This is a genomic window from Citrobacter sp. Cs237 (assembly GCF_030332325.1).
In the GTDB taxonomy this organism is placed as follows: Bacteria; Pseudomonadota; Gammaproteobacteria; order Enterobacterales; family Enterobacteriaceae; genus Citrobacter_A; species Citrobacter_A sedlakii.
Window position 1 is genome coordinate 21,983 of record NZ_JAOWIB010000105.1, and the last position, 23,497, is coordinate 45,479.

The following is a 23,497-nucleotide window of genomic DNA, read 5'->3' on the forward strand; positions in this document are numbered from 1 at the left end:
GTCACGGCTTTTCCATTCGCAGCTTGCCGGACATGGCTTGCTGAATAACGGGAATAGGCGTCAGCATATGCTGGCGCATTAATTCACTGGCGCGCCCGGCATCGCGCGCCAGAATCGCCTCTGTCAACGCCTGATGTTGCTCGTGTTTATCCTCAAGCATCTCTACCGACAGTACCGTGGTGCGCAGCCAGATAAAGCGATACCGTGCTGCCAGATCGAACAACCGCTCGCGCATTTGCAACAGATAGCGCGAACCGCATCCGGCAACAATGGCGGTATGGAACGCCTGATGACGTAAATCCCACTCGTCAAGCAGTTGTTCGCTGGCGTGGCTGGCTTCCAGTTTGCTCAGCATATGCGCCCGCGCCAGGATCTCTGCTTCCCATTCATCATCGCCACGCGCAATGGCCAGCCCGACCAGCATCGCCTCCATATTGGCGCGGGCATCGAAGATATCGAGCAGTTCCTGCTCGGACATCGACGCGACCCGATAGCCTTTTTGATTTACCACTGTAACCAGTCGCTCAGCCACCAGTTGAGACAGCGCCTCTCTGAGCGGGCCGACGCCCAGCGCATAACGTGACGTGAGTAAGCTCATGCGCAGCTTTTCATCCGGCTGGTACACACCGCGAATAATGTCATTCTTGAGCCAGCGGTATCCATCAATGGCCGTCGGATGCGAAATGGCGGTCATGGTCTTACTCCTGAACAGAACGCCCGGTCTGCGCAGGGATCTGCGCTACCGGGTAGGGTGCATGGGTGACTTATGCCACAATACCAGCTTTTTCCAGCGCGACATAATCGGTACGGTACAAACGATACCGATACCTAACAGACAGGTGGAAATCACCTCCAGCTGCTGCGCGGGCCGAAACAGCATCACCACCAGCACAAAGCAGATAAAACCGATCACCAGCCAGGTGAGCCACGGATACAGCCACATTTTAAGGGTGAGTTCGCCGCCTTCCGCCAGCAGGATTTTACGCATCCGCAGTTGCGACACGGCGATCACCAGATAAACCAGCAGGGCGATGGCGCCGGAACTGTCGATCAGAAATTTAAACACTTTCGCGGGCGCGTAATAATTCACAACCACCGTCAGAAACGCTGCGCCGGTCGACAGCAGCACCGCCACGTAAGGCGTTTTGCTGCGGTTGGTTTTCCCCATTATCGCCGGGGCATCGCCGCGGCGGCTCAGGGAATAGAGCATACGGGAAGCGGTATACAGCGCGGAGTTCAGACAGCTGGTCACCGACAGCAGGATCACTGCGTCCATAATCAGTTTGGCGTGCGGAATATTCAGTAACTCCAGCACCGAGCGATACGATCCCGTCTCCTTCAACCCTGGCGTATTCCACGGGATCAGCGCCACGACCACAAAGATAGAGCAGAGATAAAAGAGTGAGATTCGCCAGATCACCGAGTTAGTGGCGCGAACGATGTGCTTATCCGGTGTGTCCGATTCGGCGGCGGCAATGGTCACGATTTCCGCCCCCATAAAGGAAAACATGGTGATCAGCATTGCGCTCAGCACCGCGCCAAAACCGTTGGGCATAAAGCCGCCGTGATCCCACAGGCGCGAAATGCCGCCAACCTCGGCCCAGGGATAAAAGCCGCTTATCGCCGCCGCGCCCAGCGCGATAAAGGCCAGAATGGCAATCACTTTGCACAGCGCCAGCCAGAACTCAAACTCACCGTAGTTTTTGACGCTCAGCAAATTACTGCCGGTTAATGCCAGCGTGATGACCAGCGAGAACAGCCAGATGGGGATCCCCGGTATCCACGAATGAAGAATGATCGCCGCAATATTGGCTTCAAGCGGAATGACCAGCACCCAGAACCACCAGTACAGCCAGCCGATGGTGTAGCCTGCCCAACGTCCGATGGCCTTGTCGGCATAGGTGGAAAAGGACCCCGTGTCCGGCGTGGCGACGGCCATTTCCGCCAGCATTCGCATTATCATCACCACCAGCAGTCCGGCAAACAGATAGGCCAGTAGCACCGCAGGACCGGCCTGGGCGATGGCGACGCTGGAGCCGACAAACAGACTGGCGCCAATAACCCCGGCGATAGACAGCATGGTGACGTGGCGTGATTTCAGCCCGCCCCCTAAATCATGTGATTGCGACAGTTGCCCCATACTTTTACCCCGTTATTGTTATGTTGCCCGCTTGCCGGATGGCGCGTTGCAGATACAGACTGGGCATCCGGCTTTCAACGATGCCCGTTCCGGACAAAAAAGATCATGACAGACCGATGCACATATATTTGATTTCTAAGTAATCTTCGATGCCATATTTCGATCCTTCACGGCCAAGACCGGAAGCTTTGATCCCGCCAAACGGCGCGACTTCGTTGGAGATAATGCCGGTGTTAATTCCCACGATGCCGTACTCCAGCGCTTCACCGACGCGAAAAACGCGGCTTAAATCGCGAGCGTAGAAGTAAGCGGCAAGGCCAAATTCGGTGTCATTCGCCTGGCGGATGACGTCGGCTTCGTCGCGAAAGCGGAACAGCGGCGCCAGCGGACCGAACGTCTCTTCTTTAGCGACCTTCGCGCTGTCCGGTACGTCTACCAGAATCGTGGGCTGGAAGAAATTGCCTCCCAGCGCGTGCGCCTCGCCGCCGGTGAGCACCCGCGCCCCTTTCGCCAGCGCGTCGGCAATGTGCTCCTGGACTTTACCGACCGCTTTGTCGTCGATCAGCGGCCCGGTGGTCACCTCCGGATCCAGGCCGTCACCGAGGCGCAAGGTTTGCACCGCCTGATGCAATTTTTCTGCAAAGCGTTCATATACCCCCTCCTGCACGTACAGACGGTTGGCGCAGACACAGGTTTGTCCGGCGTTGCGAAACTTCGACGCCAGCGCGCCTTCGACGGCTTTATCGAGATCGGCATCGTCAAAAACGATAAACGGCGCATTGCCGCCCAACTCCAGCGACACTTTCTTAATGTCTCTGGCGCACTGCTGCATGAGCTGTCGACCAATTTCCGTCGAGCCGGTAAACGACAGTTTGCGCACCAGTGGATTGCCGGTGAGTTCGTTGCCTACCGCGCTTGCCGACCCGGTCACCACGCTGAACACGCCCGCTGGAATCCCCGCCCGGTTCGCCAGTTCGGCCAGCGCCAGCGCGGAAAAGGGAGTCTGGCTGGCGGGCTTCAGCACCATCGTGCAGCCTGCCGCCAGCGCCGGACCGGCTTTTCGGGTGATCATTGCCGAAGGAAAATTCCACGGGGTGATGGCGGCCGTCACGCCAATCGGCTGCTTGATGACAATCAGACGTTTGTCGGCCTGATGTCCCGGAATCGTGTCGCCGTAGATCCGCTTGCCCTCTTCGGCAAACCATTCAATAAACGATGCCGCATAGCTGATTTCCCCTTTGGCCTCCGCCAGCGGTTTTCCCTGTTCCAGGGTCATCAGACGGGCGAGATCGTCCTGGTGCTCCAGCATCAAATTGAACCAGCGACGCAAAAATGTCGCCCGCTCTTTGGCGGTGAGCGCGCGCCAGGCGGGCAGGGCACGGTTTGCGGCGTCAATGGCTTCGCGGGTTTCCGCTGCGCCCATCTTTGGCACGCTACCCAGCGTCTGGCCGTTTGCGGGATTGACAACGCTAATCACTTCGCCGCTGCTGGCGTCGCGCCAGCGACCGTCGATAAACGCCTGCTGGCGGAACAAACCAGAATCATTAAGTTGCATAGGGGCTTCCTGTCGTAAAAAGGGTTAACGGGTAAAGGCGGCGTGTAAGGTGTCCACGCTGCGCGCCGCACGCAGTGTGCGCCCGGGGTTGCTTTGGCTGGCCAGCAGGGTTTGCACTTTGCTGACGATGTGCGCGCCGATAGGCATGGCCGACGTCGCTGCCGGCGAAGGCGCGTTGCAGGTGTGAACAGAACGCGGTGTGGTCACAAACAGAAAATCGTCGATCAGCTTGCCGTCCGGCGATACCGCCTGCGCCCTGACGCCCGCAGGCCACGGGTGCAGATCGGCGAGGGTCAGGCTCGGACAATATTTCTGCACCAGCCGCAAATAGCCGCTTTTGCATAGCGAATTTTTCATTTCGCCAAGCCCGGAACGAAGGTTTTTTTGCAGCACGCGGCGAACGCCGGCGGAGCCGAAGATCTCCAGTGTATCGGCCAGCGAAAAGTCGCGCTTGCGATAGCCTTCACGCTTAAAGGCCAGCACCGCGTTTGGCCCAACGGTGACGCTGCCGTCGATCATGCGGGTAAGATGAACGCCCAGAAACGGCATCGCCGGATCGGGGATCGGGTAGATGAGATGATTAACGATCTGATTATGCTCTGGCGCCAGGCGAAAATATTCGCCACGGAACGGGCAAATGATAAAACCCGGATCGACGCCCAGCATTTTCACCAGCCGATCAGCCATCAGCCCCGCGCAGCTTATCAGCGTGGCGGCGTGATACTCTTTACCCTGCCGCGTTCGCACCACCACCCCTGCCGCATGCTCATTCAGGGCGCTGACCTCCGCGTGATAGATCACCTCGCCGCCTCTGGCCTGGAAAATTTTCGCCATTGCCGCCGCGACGTCGCGATAGCTGACGATCCCGCTCGACGGCACGAAAATGCCGCCCAGACCGGTGATGTTGGGTTCACGCTCGCGAAGCGCATCGGCGTTCAGCCATTCGCGTTCCAGACCGTTGGCGGCGGTGCGATCCCACAGCGCGCGCATTCGTTCCATTTCGCGTTCCGAGGTCGCGACCAGCATTTTTCCACAAGTGTTGTAACGGATGCCATTTTGATCGCAAAAGACTTTGGTGGCGCGGTTTCCGGCAAAGCAAAACTGCGCCTTCAGGCTGCCAGGCGTGTAGTAAACGCCAGCATGGATCACGCCGCTGTTATGGCCCGTTTGGTGGCTGGCCGGGCCGGACTCTTTTTCCAGCAGCGCAATGCGGGCGTCGGGGTAGACGTCAATCAACTGCATGGCGGTCGACATGCCGATAATGCCGCCGCCGATAATCACAAAATCATACATCCGCTCTTCCTTCCCACTTAGTGATGCGTCTGGTAACGGTGGGCGGAATACGCGAAATAGCCGCGCTGGCGCATTAACTCACGGCGCAGATCCGGGTGCGGGGTAAAACGGTCGCGCCCGTGTAGCCAGAACAGGTTATTGATCAGCAGGAACTTGCCTACCGGAACCGGGACGGAAAGAATATTTTTGCTGGTTTCCAGCGCATCAGAAAGCTCGCTCAGCCAGACGCCTTCCTCAAAATCTTTCGGCTGGACGAACTGGTCAATGTAGCGCATCACCGGGCGACCCTGCGGGTCCACGTCAAACACCGGATGGAACACGTCCTTACTGACGTTTTTGCTCGGCGGCGCGGCAAAGCGCATTGGGCGACGCGCCAGCGGATGGCGGAAGTATTCTTCCAGATGCTCCCAGTCGTCGAGATGCAGCAGCAGCGAGTTGCCGCCGGTCATATTCTGCTCGTCGATTTTCATCATCAGCACAAAATCGGTGATCTCCTCAACGTAAGTCCCGTCGTTGTGCAGCTCCATCACCCGGTGCGGCTGGCGCAGGTAGCTGTCAGAGTTGTCCACGTTTTTGACCACAAAGCGCGCATAGTACTGGCCGCTCATCGCATCGAAATTCGAGCGCCCGATGAGATGCGCCACTGCCGTCGCCAGCTTGACCATGTCGTCGGCCTGACTAACGTTATCGATCCCTTCAGCATTGATCAGTAACGCCCCTTCGGCGCGATCCAGCAATGTTTTCAGCAGCAGCGGTTGCAACTGATTGCCGCACAGATCGTCGAGGATCTTCGCGACCTTAAAGCGCAGGAAGGATTTATACTCCAGCGCCTGCACCGGCCACTGCGCTACCTGCGTGAGGAACGCGTTTGTGGTTGGGGCGGAAAAAGTCAGCTCCAGCAGTCGCGAAGACTGGGCTGAAGGCGTCAGGGTGAACCCGCTATAGCGTTGATCGGTGTCTTCAGGAGTCGGTTTTACGGCGGTCAGTGCGTTCATCGGAAACATTCCTCTCTGTGAGTCGTCGGGGAGTCAGGGCGATGCTCATTTCGTAGCCATAAATTAAAAATATCTACATTTTTAATAAACGCGCACAAAATAATCGCTAATGTGTATTTTTTGTGATCTAAAGCTACAAATATTTAACATTGCGGGTTTCTGATTGACGCCGACGACAGGACAGAGTGTGGAGGAAAAGATTGAGGAATCCGTGAGTTAGCCTAAACTAACGCCGTTTATCGCGCGTCAGGTACGCAGCACAACGGGATTAACGTCATGATTAAACACGGCTTTCGTCGGCTGAAATGGGTAAGCGCCGGACTGATCGCGCTGATTAAGCACGTCTCCCTGACGTTGCTGGCGGTACTGATTCTCTTTCTCGGCGTGCGGGTTTATCAGACCGAACGCGGTCCCGACCTTCAGCTCTGGCATACCTGGCATGGCGAGGAAATGTCCGCGAAGACGCTGGAGAGCGCCACCTTTGCGCAATATCAGGCGCACGAGGCGCGCTTATTCGACGCGCTGAAAGTCGAGATCAGCGACAAGCTCGGCGCCGAACAGCAAACGCCGATCAACCGCTACTGGGCCGGAAGCCGGGTTTATCCTCAGCAGTTTACGCCGAACGAAAATCGTTCATTCGTCCTGCTGCCGCAGGGGGCGCCGCGTGGCGCGGTGGTCATGTTGCATGGTTTAACCGACTCGCCGTACAGCCTGAAGCACGTGGCGCAGCGCTACCGGCAGTGGGGGTATATCGTCGTCGTACCGCGTTTGCCCGGACACGGCACCGCCCCCGGAGCGCTGACTGACGTGGCATGGCAGGACTGGCTGGCAGCGACGCGGCTGGCGATACGGGAAGCGACGCGGCTTGGGGGGCGTGACCTGCCGTTGCATCTGGTGGGTTACTCCAACGGCGGTGCGCTGGCAATGAAATACACGCTCGACAGCCTGGAGGACGCGTCTTTGCGGCGTCCCAGCCAGATAGTGCTGCTGTCGCCGATGATTGGCGTCACCGCTTTCGCCCGTTTTGCCGGACTGGCCGGTCTTCCGGCATGGTTTCCGGCGTTTGCCAAAGCGGCGTGGCTCAACGTGACGCCTGAATATAATCCTTTCAAATACAATTCGTTTCCGGTTAATGCCGCGCGCCAGTCGTATCTGCTGACCCGCGCGCTGCAAACGCAGCTCGTCGACGACGCGAAGCGCCGCCGTTTAACGGCATTGCCGCCGGTGCTGACCTTTCAGTCAGTGATGGACTCCACCGTCAGCACCCACGCGGTAGTGGACTCGCTGTATCGTTATCTTCCGGCAAACGGCAGCGAACTGGTGCTGTTCGATATCAACCAGGCTGCCAGTCTGCGCCCGCTGTTGCGAACGTCTTCTTACACCGCTGCCGCCACGCTGTTGCCGCCAGCGCCGCGCGCTTACCGCGCCACGGTCATCGCTAACGCCGCGGCAGACACGCTGGCGGTTGTGGCGCGCGACACGGCAGCCGGGAATCAGGAAGAAAAGATTCAGCCTTTGCATGAAGTCTGGCCGCAGGAGATGTATTCCCTGTCGCACGTAGCGGTGCCATTTCCCGTGACCGATTCCCTGTATGGCCTGAAACCGGAGCAGATAAACCGCTATGGGCTGAGTATGGGGACAATTGCGTTGCGTGGTGAGACTGGCACACTGCTGGTGGGAGCAGACACACTGATGCGCGTCACCTCGAATCCGTTCTTCGGTTATCTTGAAGAACGGATCGAGGCAGTTGCCGCGCCGCAGGATTAGCCAACTTCAATCTGCGGCTTTGCCTGACGTTTACGGATGATGCGTAACACGGGAGGGACAATAATCACTGCCACCGCCATCACCAGCAGGGTTTTGGTCACGCCGCTTTCCCACAGAATTGCCATATTGCCGTTGCTGATGGACAGCGCGCGGCGCAGGTTCTGTTCGAGCATTTCGCCGAGGACGAAGCCTAAGATCAGCGGTGACATCGGGAAATGCATCTTGCGCAAAATATAGCCCAGCACCCCAAGCGCCACCATCAGCACCAGATCGAAGGTGGTGCTGTGGACCGCGTACACGCCAACCGCTGAAACAGCGGCGATCGCCGGGACCAGAAACCACAGCGGAATGGTCAGCATGCGAGTAAACAGGCCGATCAGCGGGATATTCATGACCAGCAGCATCACGTTGGCGATCAGTAGCGCGGCGATCAGCCCCCAGACGATGTCCGGTTGTTCGGTAAACATCGCCGGGCCGGGTGTGATGTTGTACAACGTTAGCGCGCCCATCATCACCGCGGTAGTGCCGGAACCGGGAACCCCCAGCGTTAACATCGGGATAAACGAGCCACAGGCCGACGCGTTGTTTGCCGCTTCCGGCGCCGCCACCCCGCGAATATCGCCTTTGCCGAAGCTGTCGCTGTTGCCGCTGATTTTCTTCTCGGTCATGTAGGTGATGGCGCTGGCAATCGTCGCGCCCGCGCCGGGCAGCACGCCGACAAAGAAACCTATCACCGACGAGCGCAGCGTCGTGCCGGCACACTGAACGCCTTCTTTCAGATTAAACATCATCCGTCCGGTTTTACGGACCAGCGTTTGTCCGCTGCTGGTGTGCTCCAGCATCAACAGGATTTCAGACACTGAGAACAGGCCGATCACCACGACGATAAACTGAACGCCGTCGGAAAGGTGAACGCTGTCAAAGGTAAAGCGATACACCCCGGTATTAGCGTCCACGCCGACGGTAGCAAGACCCAGTCCGATCAACGCGGCGAGAAACGATTTCAGCGGGTTTTGCGCCATCATGCTGCCGAGGCAGGCGATGGCAAACACCATCAGCGCGAAATATTCCGCCGGACCAAACGCCAGCGACCATTGCGCCAACAGCGGCGCGAACAGGATGATCCCGCCGATGGCGATCAACGAGCCAAAGAATGAGCTGACCGCGGAAATCGACAGCGCGACGCCGCCGCGCCCCTGTTGCGCCATCGGGTAACCGTCAAGGGCGGTCATGATCGCCGCCGCATCGCCGGGTACGTTGAGTAAAATCGACGAGATGCGCCCGCCATATTCACAGCCGATGTACACGGTCGCCAGCAGGATCAGCGCCGACTCGGCGGGCAGGTGCAGGGCAAAGGCCAGCGGCAGCAAAATCGCCACGCCGTTGATTGGCCCAAGTCCGGGCAGCAATCCGACAATGGTGCCGACAAAGCAGCCAATCAGCGCGATCAGCAGATTTTCCGGGGTCATCGCCACCGCGAAACCCTGAGAAAGATATATCCAGGTATCCATCGTTTCTCCGTTAACTCAGCCAGGCGCCGAGCGGTAAGGTGACGTCGAGCAGGCGGTCGAAGGCGTACCAGAGGGCCACACCGAGGATCACGCCGGAGATCCCCGCTGCAGGTAGCGTGGCGCCGAACAGCAGGCCAATGACCAGCGTCAGGATCGCGGTAGCGACGGGAAAGCCCAGCCATTCAAAGCCCCAGGCGTACATCAACAGGATGATGACCATCGTTAACAGCTTTTGCAGCACGTGACGGCGTGGCCAGTCCACCACATCCGGATGGCGCAGCAGCAGCGCCAGCGCGCATAGCGCCATCAGGCCAATGATCCCCAAAGGAAACGGGCGTGGGCCGACCGGCTCGTAGCTGTATTCACTCTGGATCTGCCAGGCGATAAACAGCCCGGCGATACAGAGCAGCAGCCAGATCCCGGCGAAAATACGATCGCTCATGGAGGCCTCCGCGTTTATTTAGCCAGGCCGAAGGCTTTGGCCTGATCCCGGTAACCGGTAACTTGTTTTTTGACATACTCGTCAAGGGCTTTGCCGGTCATGTTGAATTCAAACAGGCCGCGCAGATCGCGCTGCTTTTTAAATTCTTCGGTCTGCTGCAGCTTTTCGAACGTCTGCACCCACCACTGGTATTCGGCGTCGCTCACTTTCGGGCCAACATAGAAACCGCGAATGATCGGCCAGACCAGATCGTAGCCCTGCTCTTTGGCGGTCGGGACGTCAGCCAACTGTCCCGGCAGGCGATTTTCTGAGAACACCGCGAGCACGCGAATTTTGTCGCCGTTCAGGTATGGCACCATTTCGCTGAGATCGCCGGAGACAACCTGCACGTGGTTGCCCATCAGCGCGGTCACCGGCTCGCCGCCACCCTCAAAGGCGACATAGCGCATCTTGTGCGGATCGACCTTCGCCTGTTGCGCCAGCAGCGCCGACTTCATCCAGTCCTGGCTGCCGATAGACGCGCCTGCGCCAATTACCACGCTGTTGGGATCTTTTTCCATGGCGGTGAGCAGATCCTTCAGCGACGTCCACGGCGAGTCGGCGCGTACGGCGATCATGCCGTAGTCGGTGCCCACACTCGCCAGCCAGCGCACATCATCAACGCCGTAGCGGCCAAATTTCCCCTGCGACAGGTTTAACAGCGAGCCGCCGGAGAAGGCGACCACTGTCCCGGGCTCGGCCGGACGCTGCGCCACGATGGCGTTATAGGCCACCGCGCCGACGCCGCCGGGCATATAGGTGACGCGCATCGGTTTTTCGATAGCGCCGGTTTCCATCATGCTTACCTGGATCAGTTTGCAGGTAAGATCAAAGCCGCCGCCGGGCTTCGCCGGGGCGATACATTCGGTACGTGACGGCGCGTCCTGCGCCAGAACAGAGGTGCTCATCAGTAAAACGCTTGCAGTAAGAGTACGAAGTAATTGTTTTTTCATTGTTTATCCTCACGCCGGATGCCCGGATAGTAGGGTTCGGAACAACATTTTTTTGATTATGTGAACCTGCATGTAGCAGTTCGGTTGCGTGATTGTTAAAACATTAACCTTTCATTTCCCTTTCATTGCGGCAGAAACTTTACAGGATGTGATATGCGTCTCTTATTGGCGGAAGATAACCGTGAGCTGGCTCACTGGCTGGAAAAAGCGCTGGTGCATAACGGGTTCGCCGTGGACTGCGTGTTCGACGGACTGGCTGCCGACCATCTGTTGCACCGCGAAAGCTATGCGCTGGCGGTGCTGGACATCAATATGCCCGGTATTGACGGGCTGGAAGTGGTGCAGCGTCTGCGCAAACGTGGGCAGACGCTGCCCGTCCTGTTGTTAACAGCACGCAGCGCGGTGGCGGATCGGGTAAAGGGGCTGAACGTCGGCGCAGATGATTACCTGCCCAAACCGTTTGAGCTGGAGGAGCTTGACGCGCGGCTGCGCGCCCTGCTGCGGCGCAGTGCGGGCCAGGTGCAGGAGCTCCAGCAACTGGGCGATCTGGCGTTTCACGACGAGGGGTATTTTTTGCTTCAGCAGCAGCCGCTGGCGCTCACCCCGCGAGAGCTGGCGCTACTGACGGTGCTGATGTACCGGCGAACGCGCCCGGTGTCGCGTCAGCAGTTGTTTGAACAGGTATTCAGTCTGAACGATGAAGTCAGCCCGGAAAGCATCGAACTGTATATTCATCGCCTGCGCAAAAAACTACACGGCAGCAACGTGCGAATCACAACCCTGCGCGGGTTGGGCTACGTGCTGGAGTGCGGCGATGAGGTGGGTTAAACCGCAGTCGCTGTACCTGCAACTGCTGCTGTTTCTGGGGCTACCGTTGCTCCTGCTGTGGGGACTGTCGGCATTTAACAGCTATGTCAGCGCGCTACAGGCCGCGACCCAGGCCTATGATCGCACTCTGCTTTCTTCTGCACGCACGGTGGCGGAACGGCTGGAAGTGCGTAACGGCAGGCTGGAGGTCAACGTTCCGTGGGTGGTGCTGGACAGCTTTGAGCTCAACATGAACGATCGGTTGTATTACAAAGTGGTGGATCCGGCGGGGCGGGTGATCTCCGGCTATGACGATATGCCCGTGATGCCGCCTGCGACCTCGCGAACCCGGCTTTATCCGGCGCTGGCGTGGTTTTATCACACCCAATATCGCGGGCAGGCGATACGCGTCGCGCGTTTGCTGCAGCCGGTGAACGAAGGCGGGATCGTCGGAATGGCGGAAATCTACGTGGCCGAAACGCTACAGTCCCGGCGCTATCTGGCGGGACAACTGCTGTTTTCGTCCTGGGTCACGCAGGGGCTGTTGGTGTTGCTGACGCTGGTGCTGGTCGGCTGGTTGCTGCGTCGGGTGCTCAAACCCATGCGCCAGCTCTCTTCGCTGATGGTTCGCCGTGAGCCGGGGTTGCTCACGCCGTTACCGGAACTGCTGCCGTGGTCGGAAACTCGCCTGCTGATCGTGGCCTTCAACCGTTACCTTGACCGGCTGCGCGTGCTGATCTCGCGTCAGGAACGTTTTAGCGCCGACGCGTCTCATCAGTTAAAAACGCCACTGGCGGTGTTGAAAACCCAGGCGGCGGTGGCGCTGGCGAGCCGGGAGCCGCAGCAATGGTACGAGAGCTTACGGGCGATGAGCACAACGCTGGACAATACCATTCTGCTTACCGAAAGGCTGTTGCAGCTTTCGGCGGTAAAGCGCAAAGAGCAGGGCGAGCGCCAGTTTGCGCCGGTAGATCTGTTCGCCGTAGTGCAGCAAAGCTGTTTTACCCGACTGGCGCAGGCGCGCAGTAAACAGATCGATCTTGGCTACGAGGGCGTACAGGCGTCGGTCTGGATGGAGGGGGATGAGGTCTTACTGGGCGAACTGTGCGGTAATCTCCTGGACAATGCCTTGAAATACACGCCGCCGCAGGGAACGGTGACGGCAAGGCTTGACCGCGAGGGCGAGGCCGTGGTGCTGGTGGTAGAGGACAGCGGGCCGGGAATAGACGACGACCAGATCCCCCAGGCGCTGTTGCCGTTTCACCGGCTGGAAAACGCAGGCTCCCAGCCCGGCGCGGGGATCGGCCTGGCGCTGGTCAATGATATTGCCCGGCTACACCGCACCCATCCGCAATTGACTCGCAGCGAAACACTGGGCGGGTTACGCGTAAGAGTGCGGTTTCTGGTCATGACGCATTAGCGTTTAACCTGGCGGGAACGCACGAAAAATATGTTCTGCGGCCTGAAATAAAAAAAGCCGCTTTCGCGGCTTCAGTCAGGGGAGAAGAATTATTCGCTGACCTTTTTCTCAACCGAGGCGGCGCCTTCTTTGGTCTTATTCCAGCCTTTTTCTGCGCCTTCTTTGGTGGCATTCCAGCCTTTCTCGGTGCCTTCTTTGGTTTTATTCCAGGCTTCCTGAGAACCTTCGCTGACTTTACTGCTCAGGTCGTTGCGGGTGCCCTCGGCTGCATGTTTTGCTTTTAGCTGCTGTTCTTCACCCTGGTTTTGCGCCTGATGCAGTTTCTCTTTGGCGGTATTGGCATTTTCGTGCGCGGCGGCTACGTCATTATCGGTGGCGTGTGTGGTCGCGGCAAAAACTGGGGAAGCCAACAGAAGAGCAGATAAGGCGATCGTTGTTTTTTTCATAATATCCTCGCTTAACGTTATCAGTTAAATGCGTGATTAAGCATGGCAGGTCAACGAAGCGCTGGCTTTAAGAAAAAACTGTAAATGAAAATAATGTTTTCTGAACGCTAAATGCATCCATACACAAAATAAATTAATCGCGTTGACGCTAAGAGGATATTTATTGATATCACGATTATTACAATTTGCTTTATTTCTGCGTTGCTGAACGATCGTTTAGTTTCACATCCACTAACCCTTTTTCCGGGTCAAGAAAGAAGCATTGGGTGGGGGACGATTTTGTCTCGGATGCCGCCTCGCATTGCGCGAGAGTACTGTATGCGCCAATCACTTCACTCTTTGACTCTCCGCCTGCGAGCGCGAAGATCAATGCAAGAACATACATGTTTTTTCCTTAAAATCATTAACGGCGCTGGCTACATGACAGGCGAACGTGCCGCTGTAATGGACTCCAGCAGGATCATTCTTTGTACGAATAATGTTAGCGAATCGTAATATACGTATAAAATTCTTAAAAGCAAGCTGATTATTCTGAAAGTATGTGTTCGGACTTTACTAATATTTTCTTAATGATTGCGCAACGAAATTATTAAGCGGTATAGCGGGTGAATTAACCCCGCGCGCATGCAACGGCACGCGCTGGCCGCGCCGCGTTGTACTAATCGCATGACGTAACCAGGGCTTTTCAGCATAACCTTAAGGCAGCCGCTGCGAATGCCGACCAGACTTATCCTTTTTGTTTATGAGGAGGTTGCGTAATGAAACGCCTTTTTATGTCCATTTTTTCCAGCCCGGAGTCGCTGTTACAGGTGATGAGCCATCAGGAAATAATCGAAGCGGTGGAGGATGGCGACCGCATTATTATCGACCAGGACGGTAATGCCTCGGTTAATTTTAAAAGCAGAGAAGTGCAACACGATTTCCAGCGTCATGTTAACGCGCTGAAGAGGGCATGACATGGGAACGGCGATATTTATGGTGCTGATGGTGTGCGGATACTGGTACACCAGTCGCGATCTGTCCACACGTTTTAAGATCAAACGATCGTTTGGCTGGGATGTCTATTTTCTGGTGGCGCTGTATGGCTGCATTTTTGTGTTGCAGGGCGTCCTTGCTACCGGGCTGCTCTGGCTGCTGTTATTGGCGCTCTCCGCCGCTGACAATACCTTTCAGATCACTTCGCAGAAATATGCCGACTGGCAAATTGAATTTATGAACTGGAGCTTTCTCGGCATCCAGGCGCCGGTGGTGGTGATGCTGGCCTTTGCCATCCTGTTTTGCCTTTATCGTTCTAACTGGGCGGGCAGCGCCAGGCTGGACGGTGAAGACCGGAAAACGCTGTATAAGCGTCTGGCGCGCTCGAGCGGTATCGAACAACTGTTGTATCAGTGTATGGAACAAGGGGAACTGGCGCTGGTGACGCTCAAATCGCGGCGAATTTATATCGGCATGATCCATACCGCCACGCTGGAATATGAAAAAACGGCCAACATCGTGCTGATTCCAATGCTGAGCGGCTATCGTGACGGGGAAAAAATGAACCTGTGTATTGAGCACAACTACAGCAAATGGTACGCCGAGCATGACATTACGCTGGATTCAGAGCCCAGAAGCGCAATGGACTTCCGCAAGGTGATTATGCTGGATCAGATAGAAAGCCTTTCCCTTTTCGACCCTGCCAGCGCCAGCGCCTTGTCGATGGAACCACGCTAACGTGCGAGCGAAGAACGCGTTTTTTACCGGTTTACGGTCAGGCGCTTCCCTTGTCGCCCAACCGGTAAGCCAGCGCCACGACCAGCGACTGTACCAGACACAGCGTTGCGGACTGGGAGCGAAACGCGTCAACCTGCGCCTCTTTCACCACAAAGCAGAGTTCACTGAACGTGGCCAGTGGACTTATCTGGCTGTCGGTGATGACAATCTGACGCGCGCCGGCCTTCGCCGCGGTTTCGCTCACCATCACCGTCTCTTCCGCATAGGGCGAGAAACTGACGGAAACCACGATATCGCGTGAGCTAATACGGTTGATCTGTTCGCGCAGCATCCCGCCCATCCCGTCGAGCAGTATGGGACGGCAGGCCAGATGGCTCAGGGCGTAGGTCAGATAAGCGGCAACGCTGAACGAGCGACGTAAGCCGGCGACATAGATAGTGTCGGCTTCCGCCAGCAGTTGCACCGCTTGTTCCAGCATTGCCGGTTCGGCACGGGCGGCAAGCTGCTGTAGCGCCTGCGCATTTGAGCGGGCGAATTCCTGCAAAATATCCAGCGGCGTTTCCGGCACCGCTTCGCTTTCCATTTCGCGAAACAGGCGGGCGCGGTCGCTGTAGCTGGCGGTCTCTTCAACCAGATTCATGCGAAACAGTTGTTTCATTTCATTGAAACCGGTGAAGTCAAAGGCGTTGGCGAAGCGGATGAGCGTGGATGGCGGCACCCCGGCGCGCTCGGCAATGACAGCGACCGTATCAAAGGCCACGCTATTAGTGTTATCCAGCACATAGCGGGACACCTGCTGCAACCTTTTGCTCAGGCTGTCGTAGCGATCGCGGATTTGCTGTTGCAGTTCGTTCAGGTTGGTTGCGGTACTCATTGATCCCCCTGGGTTAGTTTTCTGATTCTAAACGTAAAGCCGCTTCTTTTAAATGTCGGACGTCCGATTCGCGGCAAAAATGAAACAGAAGATTCACGCTTTTCCCTCTCTGAAATCCCCGAAAGATCGGCTTATCCTGCGTATTGCGGCTGTTAACATAAAAATCCATCCTTGATCACAATAATCACTATTTGTTTTATTTCAACTTAAAATGAAATATTTATTTCATATATAGTGATTTCATAGAGAGCGTTCAGGTAACAATCACGAACCCACAGCGAGAGGTTAAGGATGGAGACGGTAGCGAATTTTATTCACGGCGAATGTGTCACCGGTTCAGGCCAGCGCGTTCAGGCGATCTTCAACCCGGCCACCGGCGAGCAGATCCGCCAGGTGGTGATGAGTACGACGCAGGAGGCTGAGCAGGCGGTTGCCGCCGCGCAGCAGGCCTTTCCCGCGTGGGCACGTCAGGCTCCGCTTAAGCGTGCGCGGGTGATGTTCCGTTTCAAGGCGCTGCTCGAAGAGCACATGGAAACGCTGGCCCGCATCATCAGCGAAGAGCACGGCAAGGTTTTCTCCGACGCGGTGGGCGAGTTGACCCGCGGCCTGGAAGTGGTGGAATTCGCTTGCGGCATCCCGCACCTGCAAAAGGGTGAGCATTCCGCCAACGTGGGGACCGGCGTCGACAGCCATTCGCTGATGCAACCGCTCGGGGTCTGCGTCGGCATCACCCCGTTTAACTTCCCGGCGATGGTGCCGATGTGGATGTTCCCGATTGCGCTGGCGACCGGTAACACCTTCGTGCTGAAACCGTCGGAAAAAGATCCCTCCCTGGCGCTCGCGCTGGCGCAACTGCTGAAAGAGGCCGGCCTGCCGGACGGCGTGTTTAACGTGGTACAGGGGGATAAGGAGTCCGTTGACGTGCTCCTGACCGACCCGCGCGTGCAGGCAGTGAGCTTTGTCGGCTCCACGCCGATTGCGGAATACATTTACCAGACCGCCTCCGCCCACGGCAAACGCTGTCAGGCGCTGGGCGGCGCGAAAAACCACTGCATTCTGATGCCGGACGCCGATATGGAGATGGCGGCCAACGCCATTATGGGCGCGGCCTACGGCGCGGCGGGCGAGCGCTGTATGGCGCTCTCGGTGGTGCTGGCGGTGGGCGATAAAACCGCCGACGACCTCTGCGCCCGTCTGGAAAAACAGATTGCCGCGCTGCGCGTCGGGCCGGGCCTGGACCAGACGCCGGAAAACGAAATGGGGCCGCTTATCTCCGCCGCCCACCGCAGCAAGGTGCTGGGCTACATCGACAGCGGCGAGGCGCAGGGGGCGAGGCTTCGCGTGGACGGCCGCGGCTTTAGCGTGCAGGGTCACGAGCAGGGCTATTTCGTCGGGCCGACGCTGTTCGATAGCGTTACCCCGGAGATGACCATCTATAAGGAAGAAATTTTTGGCCCGGTGCTTTCTGTGGTGCGCGTAGCAGATTACGCCAGCGCGGTGGATCTGATTAACCGCCATGAATATGGTAATGGCTCGGCCATTTTCACCCGCGACGGCGGCTGCGCGCGCCGCTTCTGCGAAGAGGTGCAGGCGGGCATGGTGGGCGTCAACGTGCCGATCCCGGTGCCGATGGCGTTCCACAGCTTCGGCGGCTGGAAGCGTTCCATCTTTGGCGCGCTCAACGTCCACGGCAACGACGGCGTGCGCTTCTACACCCGCATGAAAACCATCACCGCGCGCTGGCCGGAAATGCAGCAGGAGACAGGCGCCGCGTTCTCCATGCCGACGCTGGGCTGACAGGAGGTGTTATGCAAACCGAACGTATGACCATGGCCCAGGCGCTGGTCCGCTTCCTTAATCAACAGTACGTCAGCGTTGACGGCAACGAAACGCCCTTCGTGGAGGGCGTGGCCACTATCTTCGGACACGGTAACGTGCTGGGTATCGGCCAGGCGCTGGAGCAGGATCCGGGCCATCTGCAGGTAATGCAGGGCTGCAACGAGCAGGGCATCGCCCATATGGCGACGGGGTTCGCCAAACAGCACCGCCGTCAGCGCATTTTTGCCGTCACCTCCTCCGTCGGGCCGGGCGCCGCCAATATGGTGACCGCTGCAGCTACGGCCACCGCGAACCGCATCCCGCTGCTGCTGCTGCCGGGAGATATCTACGCCAGCCGCCAGCCGGACCCGGTCTTGCAACAAATTGAGCAGTATCACGATCTCAGCATCAGCACCAACGACTGCTTCCGTCCGGTCTCCCGCTACTGGGACCGCATCAACCGACCGGAGCAGCTGATGAGCGCCATGCTCAATGCGATGCGAGCACTCACTGACCCTGCGGATACGGGCGCGGTGACCATTTGTTTGCCACAGGATGTACAGGGCGAGGTCTGGGATTATCCGATGAGCTTTTTTGCCCGTCGCGTGCATCACATTGAACGTCGACCGCCCGACCCCCAGCGGCTTGAACACGCGCGGGCGCTGATTGCCCGTAAGCGTCGCCCGCTGGTGGTATGCGGCGGCGGGGTACGTTATTCCGGCGCGCATGAGGCGTTGCGCGAATTTGTCGAGACGCTGCATCTGCCGTTTGCCGAAACCCAGGCCGGAAAGGGGGCGCTGGTCAGTGACCACCCGCTTAATCTGGGCGGGGTTGGCGTCACCGGCGGGCTGGCGGCCAACCAGCTTGCGCCACAGGCCGACCTGGTGATTGGCGTCGGCACGCGCCTGACCGACTTTACCACCGGCTCCAAGGCACTGTTTGCCCATCCGGACGTCGAATTTCTGCTGCTGAACGTGGCTGAATTTGACGCCCTGAAGCTCGACGCCACCGCGCTGGTGGCCGATGCCCAAACCGGGCTGCAGGCCCTGACCCATGCGCTGAAGGATTACCGCAGCTGCTGGGGAGAGGAGATTGCTCAGGCGAAAGCCGCCTGGCGCGACGAGTGCCGCCGCCTGTGGGATCGCCAGTGGCACCCGGATGAGGCGCCGGAAGTGGCGGGACACCTGGACGCGCAGCTGGCGGAATACGGTGAGACGCTCAACACCCGCCTGACCCAGACGCGGGTGCTGGGGCTGATTAATCAGCATGTTGAAGACAACGCCATTGTGGTGGGTGCGGCCGGATCGCTGCCGGGGGATTTGCAGCGCCTCTGGCAGGTCAAAACGCCCGATACCTATCATCTGGAGTACGGCTACTCCTGCATGGGCTACGAGATTGCGGCCGCGATTGGCGCGAAGCTTGCGAGACCCGAACAGCCGGTATACGCCATGGTGGGGGATGGCTCCTACATGATGCTGCACTCCGAGCTGCAAACCGCGGTGCAGGAGGGGATTAAGGTCACCGTTCTGCTGTTTGATAACGCCAGCTTCGGCTGCATTAACAACCTGCAAATGGGGCACGGTATGGGAAGCTTTGGCACCGAAAATCGCCGACGCAACCCGGAAACCGGGCAACTTGACGGACCGCTGGTGAAGGTCGATTTCGCGCAAAACGCGGAAAGTTACGGCTGCCGCGCGTGGCGGGTACACGATGAACCAGGCCTGCTGGCGGCGCTGGCGGCGTCCCGCGCCCATCCTGGCCCGACGCTGCTGGATATTAAGGTGCTGCCGAAGACCATGACCCACGATTACGCCTCGTGGTGGCGAACCGGCGATGCGCAGGTGGCAGACTCGCCTGCGGTGCGCGAAGCCGCCGCGTTGACGCAAGCGCAGGTAAAAAAAGCGCGTCAGTATTAGTTTTCCCGCCGTAACGAAATTTTCATTTCATTTTCTCTTCCTGTGTTTTCCGCGCCCTCCCCATCCGGGAGAGGGCGATGTTCTTTCCGTATATCGCCGCTCATGTTGTGAGATTGATAACAAAAATTATCTCGTTCATCTCAAAACTGTTAACTCGCACTCAAAAACATAATTTTCACTATTTATAAAAATGAAATAAATGTTTTATTTAAAGGGTCGTTAGTTCATTGCATTCACCAACACCGGGAGCCGTTATGTTTAACATTGCTTTACTGGGCGCTGGCCGAATCGGCCAGGTACATGCAGCTAACATCGCCAGCCACAGTGCGACCACGCTGTGGTCGGTGGTCGACCCGAATCAGGCATTTGCCACCCGTCTCGCCACGCAGTATCAGGCCCGCCAGCAGAGCCTGGAGGAGGCGATGACCGACCCTGACGTTCATGCCGTACTGATTGCTTCGGCAACGGATACCCACGCGGATCTGATTGAACTGGCCGCCCGCCACGGCAAGGCCATCTTCTGCGAAAAGCCGGTACACCTCGACCTCGCCCGCGTACGCGACTGCCTGAAGGTGGTTAAAGAGCACGGCGTGCCGCTGTTCATCGGCTTTAACCGCCGCTTCGACCCGCAGTTCCGCCGCGTGAAAACCGAGGCGCAGGCCGGGCGCATCGGCAAACCGGAATCGCTGCTGATTATTTCCCGCGATCCGTCTCCGCCGCCTGCGGAGTACGTGCGCGTCTCCGGCGGCATGTTCCGCGACATGACCATTCACGACTTTGACATGGCGCGCTTCATCATGGGCGAAGAGCCGGTGTCGGTGTATGCCCAGGGCAGCAACCTGGTGGATCCGGCGATTGGCGAGGCGGGGGATATCGATACCGCGTTTATCGTTCTCAAATACGCCTCCGGCGCGATGGCGACCATCGTCAACAGCCGCCGCTCCTCGTACGGCTACGACCAGCGTCTGGAGCTGCACGGCTCTGAAGGGCTGCTGTGCGCGGGCAATATCCTTGAAAACCAGGTGCAGCACTACGGAAAACAGGGCTGCATCAGCGCGCTGCCGGAACACTTCTTCCTCCAGCGCTACAAATCCGCTTACGCTGCGGAATGGGAACACTTTGTTGCGGTCCTGCGCGGCGAAGCGGTGCCGGATTGTAGCGGCGATGACGGCGAACGAGCGCTGTACCTCGCGGATAAAGCGCTGGAATCACTGCGCAGCCAGCGCGAGATCGTCCTCTAAACACACCCACCCTACACAGAGAGACATAATAATGAAAAAACTGATCGTAGCCGCCCTCATCGCCGTAACGTCCGGGGCCGCCCTCGCCGAAAACGAGCAAATTGTTTTCAGTACGCCAAATCTGGCGATGCCGTTTGAAGTTCACATGCAGCGCACGGCGGTGAAGGCCGCAAAAGAGATGGGCGTGCAGCTTCAGGTGCTGGACGGGCAGGGCAGCTCGCCGAAACAGGTGGCTGACCTGGAAAACGCCATCACCCGCGGGGCGCAGGGCTTTATCGTCTCCCCGAACGACGTGAACGCGGTCTCCAGCGCGGTAGACGAAATTCAGGAGGCGAAGCTGCCGGTCGTCACCCTTGACCGCTCCGTCGACAGCCAGAAGAAGGTGCCGCACTTTGGCGCCAACAATTACAAAGGCGGCCAGGCGATTGGCGACTTCGTGAAAAGCAAGTTCCCCAACGGGGCGGAGATCATACTGCTCACCGGTCAGCCCGGCTCCTCCTCCAATATTGAACGCACCAAAGGGATCCGCGACAGCCTGAAGGCGGGTGGCGATAAATACAAGATCGTCGCCGATCAGACCGGCAACTGGATGCGTTCAGAAGGGATGCGCATCGTTGAAAGCGTCCTGCCATCTCTGCCGAAACGCCCGCAGGTGATCCTCTCCGCCAACGACGATATGGCGCTGGGGGCGATTGAAGCCCTGCAAAGCCAGGGCGTGAAGCCGGGCGAAATACTGGTGACCGGCTTTGATGCGGTACCGGAAGCGCTGGCCCGTGTGCGCGAGGGCTGGCTGGCGGTGACGGCGGATCAGCGTCCGGGCTTTGCGGTCAAAACGGCGATGAGCCAGCTGGTGGCCAACGTGCGCGACAAAACCGCCATCACCGGGGCCGACTACCCGCCGACGCTGATCACCAAAGAGAACCTGCAGCAGGCTGAGCGCATCGGCGAGGCCGGTAACTGATCTATCCGCAGCCGCCGCGCGAGCGGCGGCGCACTCTGAAGGAGGAGCAGACCGATGTCGCAACCCTTACTGAAAGTGACCGACCTGGCGAAAAGCTTTTCCGGCGTCTGGGCCTTAAGCAGCGCACAACTGACCGTCGGCAGCGGAGAAATACACGCCCTGCTGGGGGAAAACGGGGCGGGAAAATCCACGCTGCTGAAGGCGCTCGCGGGGGCGCAGCCGCAAACGCGCGGGGAGATCTGGTTCAACGGCGAAACGCTGCCGCTGGACGATTCCCCGGTGGAGCGGCAGAACAAGGGGATTATCACCATCTATCAGGAGTTCAACCTGCTGCCCAACATGACCGTCGCGGAGAACATGTTTCTCGGGCGCGAGCCGCGCAGGCGTAACCTGATCGTCGACGAAAAGGCGGTGAATCAGGAGGCGCAGGTCATCCTCGATTACCTGCAGCTGAACGTCGCCCCGACCACGCCCGTCGCCCGCCTGAGCGTCGCGCAGCAGCAGATGGTGGAGATCGCCCGCGCGTTAACCCTGAACGCGAAGCTGATCGTTATGGACGAACCGTCCGCCGCGCTGAGCGACAGCGAAGTGGAAAGTTTGCACCGCGTGGTGCGGGAACTAAAGGGGCGTGGGGTCAGCATTATTTACGTTACCCACCGTCTGCACGAAGTGTTTCAACTTTGCGATCGCTTCACCGTGTTTCAGGACGGTCGTTTCACCGGTACCGGCGCGGTGGCGGAGACCACCGTCGAACAACTGATTCGCCTGATGGTCGGGCGCGACGTGGCGTTTAACCGTCGTCCCGCCAGCGAAACCCACCATGAAGATAAACCTGTCCGCCTGGCGGTGAAGGGGCTGAGCCGCGAAAAGCCGCCGCTGGATCCGCACGGCATCGCCCTGCACGACATCAGCTTCCACGTCCACGCCGGGGAAGTGTTAGGCATTGCCGGGCTGGTGGGTGCGGGACGCACCGAGGTGGCGCGCTGCCTGTTTGGCGCGGACGCGTTTACCTCGGGCAGCTTTGAGCTGGACGGCGTGCCGTACCAGCCGCGCGATCCGCTGTATGCCCTCGATCAGGGCGTGGCGCTGGTGCCGGAAGATCGCAAAAAAGAGGGGGCGGTACTGGGGCTGTCGATTCGCGACAACCTGTCGCTCTCGTGCCTTTCGTCTCTGCTGCAGTGGCGCTGGTTCGTGAACACCCGCAAAGAGGATGACCTGATTGAGTCCTACCGCCAGGCGCTGCAGATCAAAATGGTCAACAGCGAGCAGGAGGTGCGCAAGCTCTCCGGCGGTAACCAGCAAAAAGTGATCCTCGCGCGCTGCATGGCGCTCAACCCGCGGGTGCTGATCGTCGACGAGCCGACGCGCGGTATCGACGTGGGGACTAAATCGGAAGTGCACCAGGTGCTGTTTGACATGGCGAAAAAGGGCGTGGCGGTGATCGTGATCTCCTCCGATCTGCCTGAAGTGATGGCGGTGTCCGACCGGATCATCACCCTCAGCGAAGGCCGGGTGACCGGCGAGATCCACGGCGACGACGCTAACGAAGAACGGCTGATGACGATGATGGCCATCAACCACAACGCCCTGAACGCGGCATAACGGA

21 protein-coding genes are annotated in these 23,497 nt (G+C 58.5%); 10 read left to right on the forward strand and 11 right to left on the reverse strand.

The genetic code is table 11. The annotated features are described in order from the left end of the window. Position 1: 1 nt before the first annotated feature. The 5 genes from csiR to glaH all read right to left on the reverse strand — a co-directional run bounded on the left by csiR (position 2) and on the right by glaH (position 5,983). Positions 2-694 (reverse strand): DNA-binding transcriptional regulator CsiR, encoded by a 693-nt coding sequence (csiR, locus tag OGY07_RS12700; RefSeq protein WP_042288480.1) that lies wholly within the window; start codon positions 692-694, stop codon positions 2-4. Positions 695-739: 45 nt separating this feature from the next. After that, complete coding sequence (gabP, locus tag OGY07_RS12705) at positions 740-2,140, reverse strand: GABA permease (protein ID WP_042288477.1); 1,401 nt, start codon at positions 2,138-2,140, stop codon at positions 740-742. Between the two features lie 103 nt (positions 2,141-2,243). Next, entirely contained in the window at positions 2,244-3,695 is a 1,452-nt protein-coding gene (gene gabD / locus OGY07_RS12710; protein ID WP_286600945.1) for an NADP-dependent succinate-semialdehyde dehydrogenase, read from the reverse strand. Positions 3,696-3,719: 24 nt separating this feature from the next. Continuing rightward, positions 3,720-4,988: an L-2-hydroxyglutarate dehydrogenase gene (gene lhgD, locus OGY07_RS12715; RefSeq protein WP_060569145.1), complete on the reverse strand. Its 1,269-nt coding sequence runs from the start codon at positions 4,986-4,988 to the stop codon at positions 3,720-3,722. A 17-nt stretch (positions 4,989-5,005) separates the two neighbouring features. Beyond that, positions 5,006-5,983 carry a glutarate dioxygenase GlaH gene (glaH, locus tag OGY07_RS12720; RefSeq protein ID WP_286600948.1) on the reverse strand — a complete coding sequence of 326 codons (978 nt, stop codon included), beginning with the start codon at positions 5,981-5,983 and terminating at the stop codon, positions 5,006-5,008. 279 nt (positions 5,984-6,262) lie between these two features. Between glaH and OGY07_RS12725 the strand changes: the two genes are divergently transcribed. After that, positions 6,263-7,750, forward strand: coding sequence for an alpha/beta hydrolase (locus OGY07_RS12725; RefSeq protein WP_286601134.1), 1,488 nt, complete (start codon positions 6,263-6,265; stop codon positions 7,748-7,750). On the opposite strand, the gene OGY07_RS12730 is transcribed toward OGY07_RS12725, so the two are convergent. Genes OGY07_RS12730 through OGY07_RS12740 form a run of 3 tightly spaced genes read right to left on the reverse strand, consistent with a single transcriptional unit; the run spans position 7,747 to position 10,695 of the window. Then, positions 7,747-9,261 carry a tripartite tricarboxylate transporter permease gene (locus OGY07_RS12730; protein WP_042288462.1) on the reverse strand — a complete coding sequence of 505 codons (1,515 nt, stop codon included), beginning with the start codon at positions 9,259-9,261 and terminating at the stop codon, positions 7,747-7,749. The genes OGY07_RS12725 and OGY07_RS12730 overlap by 4 nt on opposite strands. A 10-nt stretch (positions 9,262-9,271) precedes the next feature. Further along, on the reverse strand, positions 9,272-9,703 hold the full coding sequence (locus OGY07_RS12735; RefSeq protein WP_042288459.1) for a tripartite tricarboxylate transporter TctB family protein: 432 nt from the start codon (positions 9,701-9,703) through the stop codon (positions 9,272-9,274). 14 nt (positions 9,704-9,717) lie between these two features. After that, on the reverse strand, positions 9,718-10,695 hold the full coding sequence (locus OGY07_RS12740) for a Bug family tripartite tricarboxylate transporter substrate binding protein (protein ID WP_060569148.1): 978 nt from the start codon (positions 10,693-10,695) through the stop codon (positions 9,718-9,720). A gap of 153 nt (positions 10,696-10,848) precedes the next feature. On the opposite strand from OGY07_RS12740, the gene tctD reads away from it, so the two are divergent. Both tctD and OGY07_RS12750 read left to right on the forward strand, forming a co-directional pair. Continuing rightward, positions 10,849-11,523: a transcriptional regulator TctD gene (gene tctD / locus OGY07_RS12745; protein ID WP_286600954.1), complete on the forward strand. Its 675-nt coding sequence runs from the start codon at positions 10,849-10,851 to the stop codon at positions 11,521-11,523. Then, complete coding sequence (locus OGY07_RS12750; protein WP_200035387.1) at positions 11,510-12,922, forward strand: sensor histidine kinase; 1,413 nt, start codon at positions 11,510-11,512, stop codon at positions 12,920-12,922. Before tctD ends, OGY07_RS12750 begins: the two co-directional genes overlap by 14 nt. An 89-nt stretch (positions 12,923-13,011) precedes the next feature. Here the strand turns inward: OGY07_RS12750 and OGY07_RS12755 are convergent, their stop codons facing one another. Then, entirely contained in the window at positions 13,012-13,368 is a 357-nt protein-coding gene (locus tag OGY07_RS12755) for a KPN_00521 family repetitive protein (RefSeq protein ID WP_060569150.1), read from the reverse strand. A 190-nt stretch (positions 13,369-13,558) separates the two neighbouring features. After that, a complete protein-coding gene (locus OGY07_RS12760) occupies positions 13,559-13,753 on the reverse strand; it encodes a DUF1482 family protein (protein ID WP_286600958.1) in 195 nt (64 codons plus the stop codon). Between the two features lie 373 nt (positions 13,754-14,126). Here OGY07_RS12760 and OGY07_RS12765 point away from each other — a divergent pair, with 373 nt between their 5' ends. Then, on the forward strand, positions 14,127-14,324 hold the full coding sequence (locus OGY07_RS12765) for a hypothetical protein (protein ID WP_060569152.1): 198 nt from the start codon (positions 14,127-14,129) through the stop codon (positions 14,322-14,324). A 1-nt stretch (position 14,325) separates the two neighbouring features. Beyond that, a complete protein-coding gene (locus tag OGY07_RS12770) occupies positions 14,326-15,081 on the forward strand; it encodes a hypothetical protein (RefSeq protein ID WP_060569153.1) in 756 nt (251 codons plus the stop codon). 37 nt (positions 15,082-15,118) lie between these two features. Here the strand turns inward: OGY07_RS12770 and OGY07_RS12775 are convergent, their stop codons facing one another. Beyond that, entirely contained in the window at positions 15,119-15,955 is an 837-nt protein-coding gene (locus OGY07_RS12775) for a MurR/RpiR family transcriptional regulator (RefSeq protein ID WP_060569154.1), read from the reverse strand. Positions 15,956-16,246: 291 nt separating this feature from the next. Between OGY07_RS12775 and OGY07_RS12780 the strand changes: the two genes are divergently transcribed. The 5 genes from OGY07_RS12780 (at position 16,247) to OGY07_RS12800 (ending at position 23,493) form a co-directional block, all read left to right on the forward strand. Further along, entirely contained in the window at positions 16,247-17,752 is a 1,506-nt protein-coding gene (locus OGY07_RS12780; protein ID WP_286600965.1) for a CoA-acylating methylmalonate-semialdehyde dehydrogenase, read from the forward strand. 11 nt (positions 17,753-17,763) lie between these two features. Next, complete coding sequence (iolD, locus tag OGY07_RS12785) at positions 17,764-19,689, forward strand: 3D-(3,5/4)-trihydroxycyclohexane-1,2-dione acylhydrolase (decyclizing) (protein WP_286600966.1); 1,926 nt, start codon at positions 17,764-17,766, stop codon at positions 19,687-19,689. Between the two features lie 254 nt (positions 19,690-19,943). Continuing rightward, a complete protein-coding gene (gene iolG / locus OGY07_RS12790; protein ID WP_286600969.1) occupies positions 19,944-20,930 on the forward strand; it encodes an inositol 2-dehydrogenase in 987 nt (328 codons plus the stop codon). A gap of 31 nt (positions 20,931-20,961) precedes the next feature. After that, positions 20,962-21,891 carry a sugar ABC transporter substrate-binding protein gene (locus OGY07_RS12795; RefSeq protein WP_042288441.1) on the forward strand — a complete coding sequence of 310 codons (930 nt, stop codon included), beginning with the start codon at positions 20,962-20,964 and terminating at the stop codon, positions 21,889-21,891. Positions 21,892-21,945: 54 nt separating this feature from the next. Beyond that, positions 21,946-23,493: a sugar ABC transporter ATP-binding protein gene (locus tag OGY07_RS12800; protein WP_042288438.1), complete on the forward strand. Its 1,548-nt coding sequence runs from the start codon at positions 21,946-21,948 to the stop codon at positions 23,491-23,493. Positions 23,494-23,497: the final 4 nt, after the last annotated feature.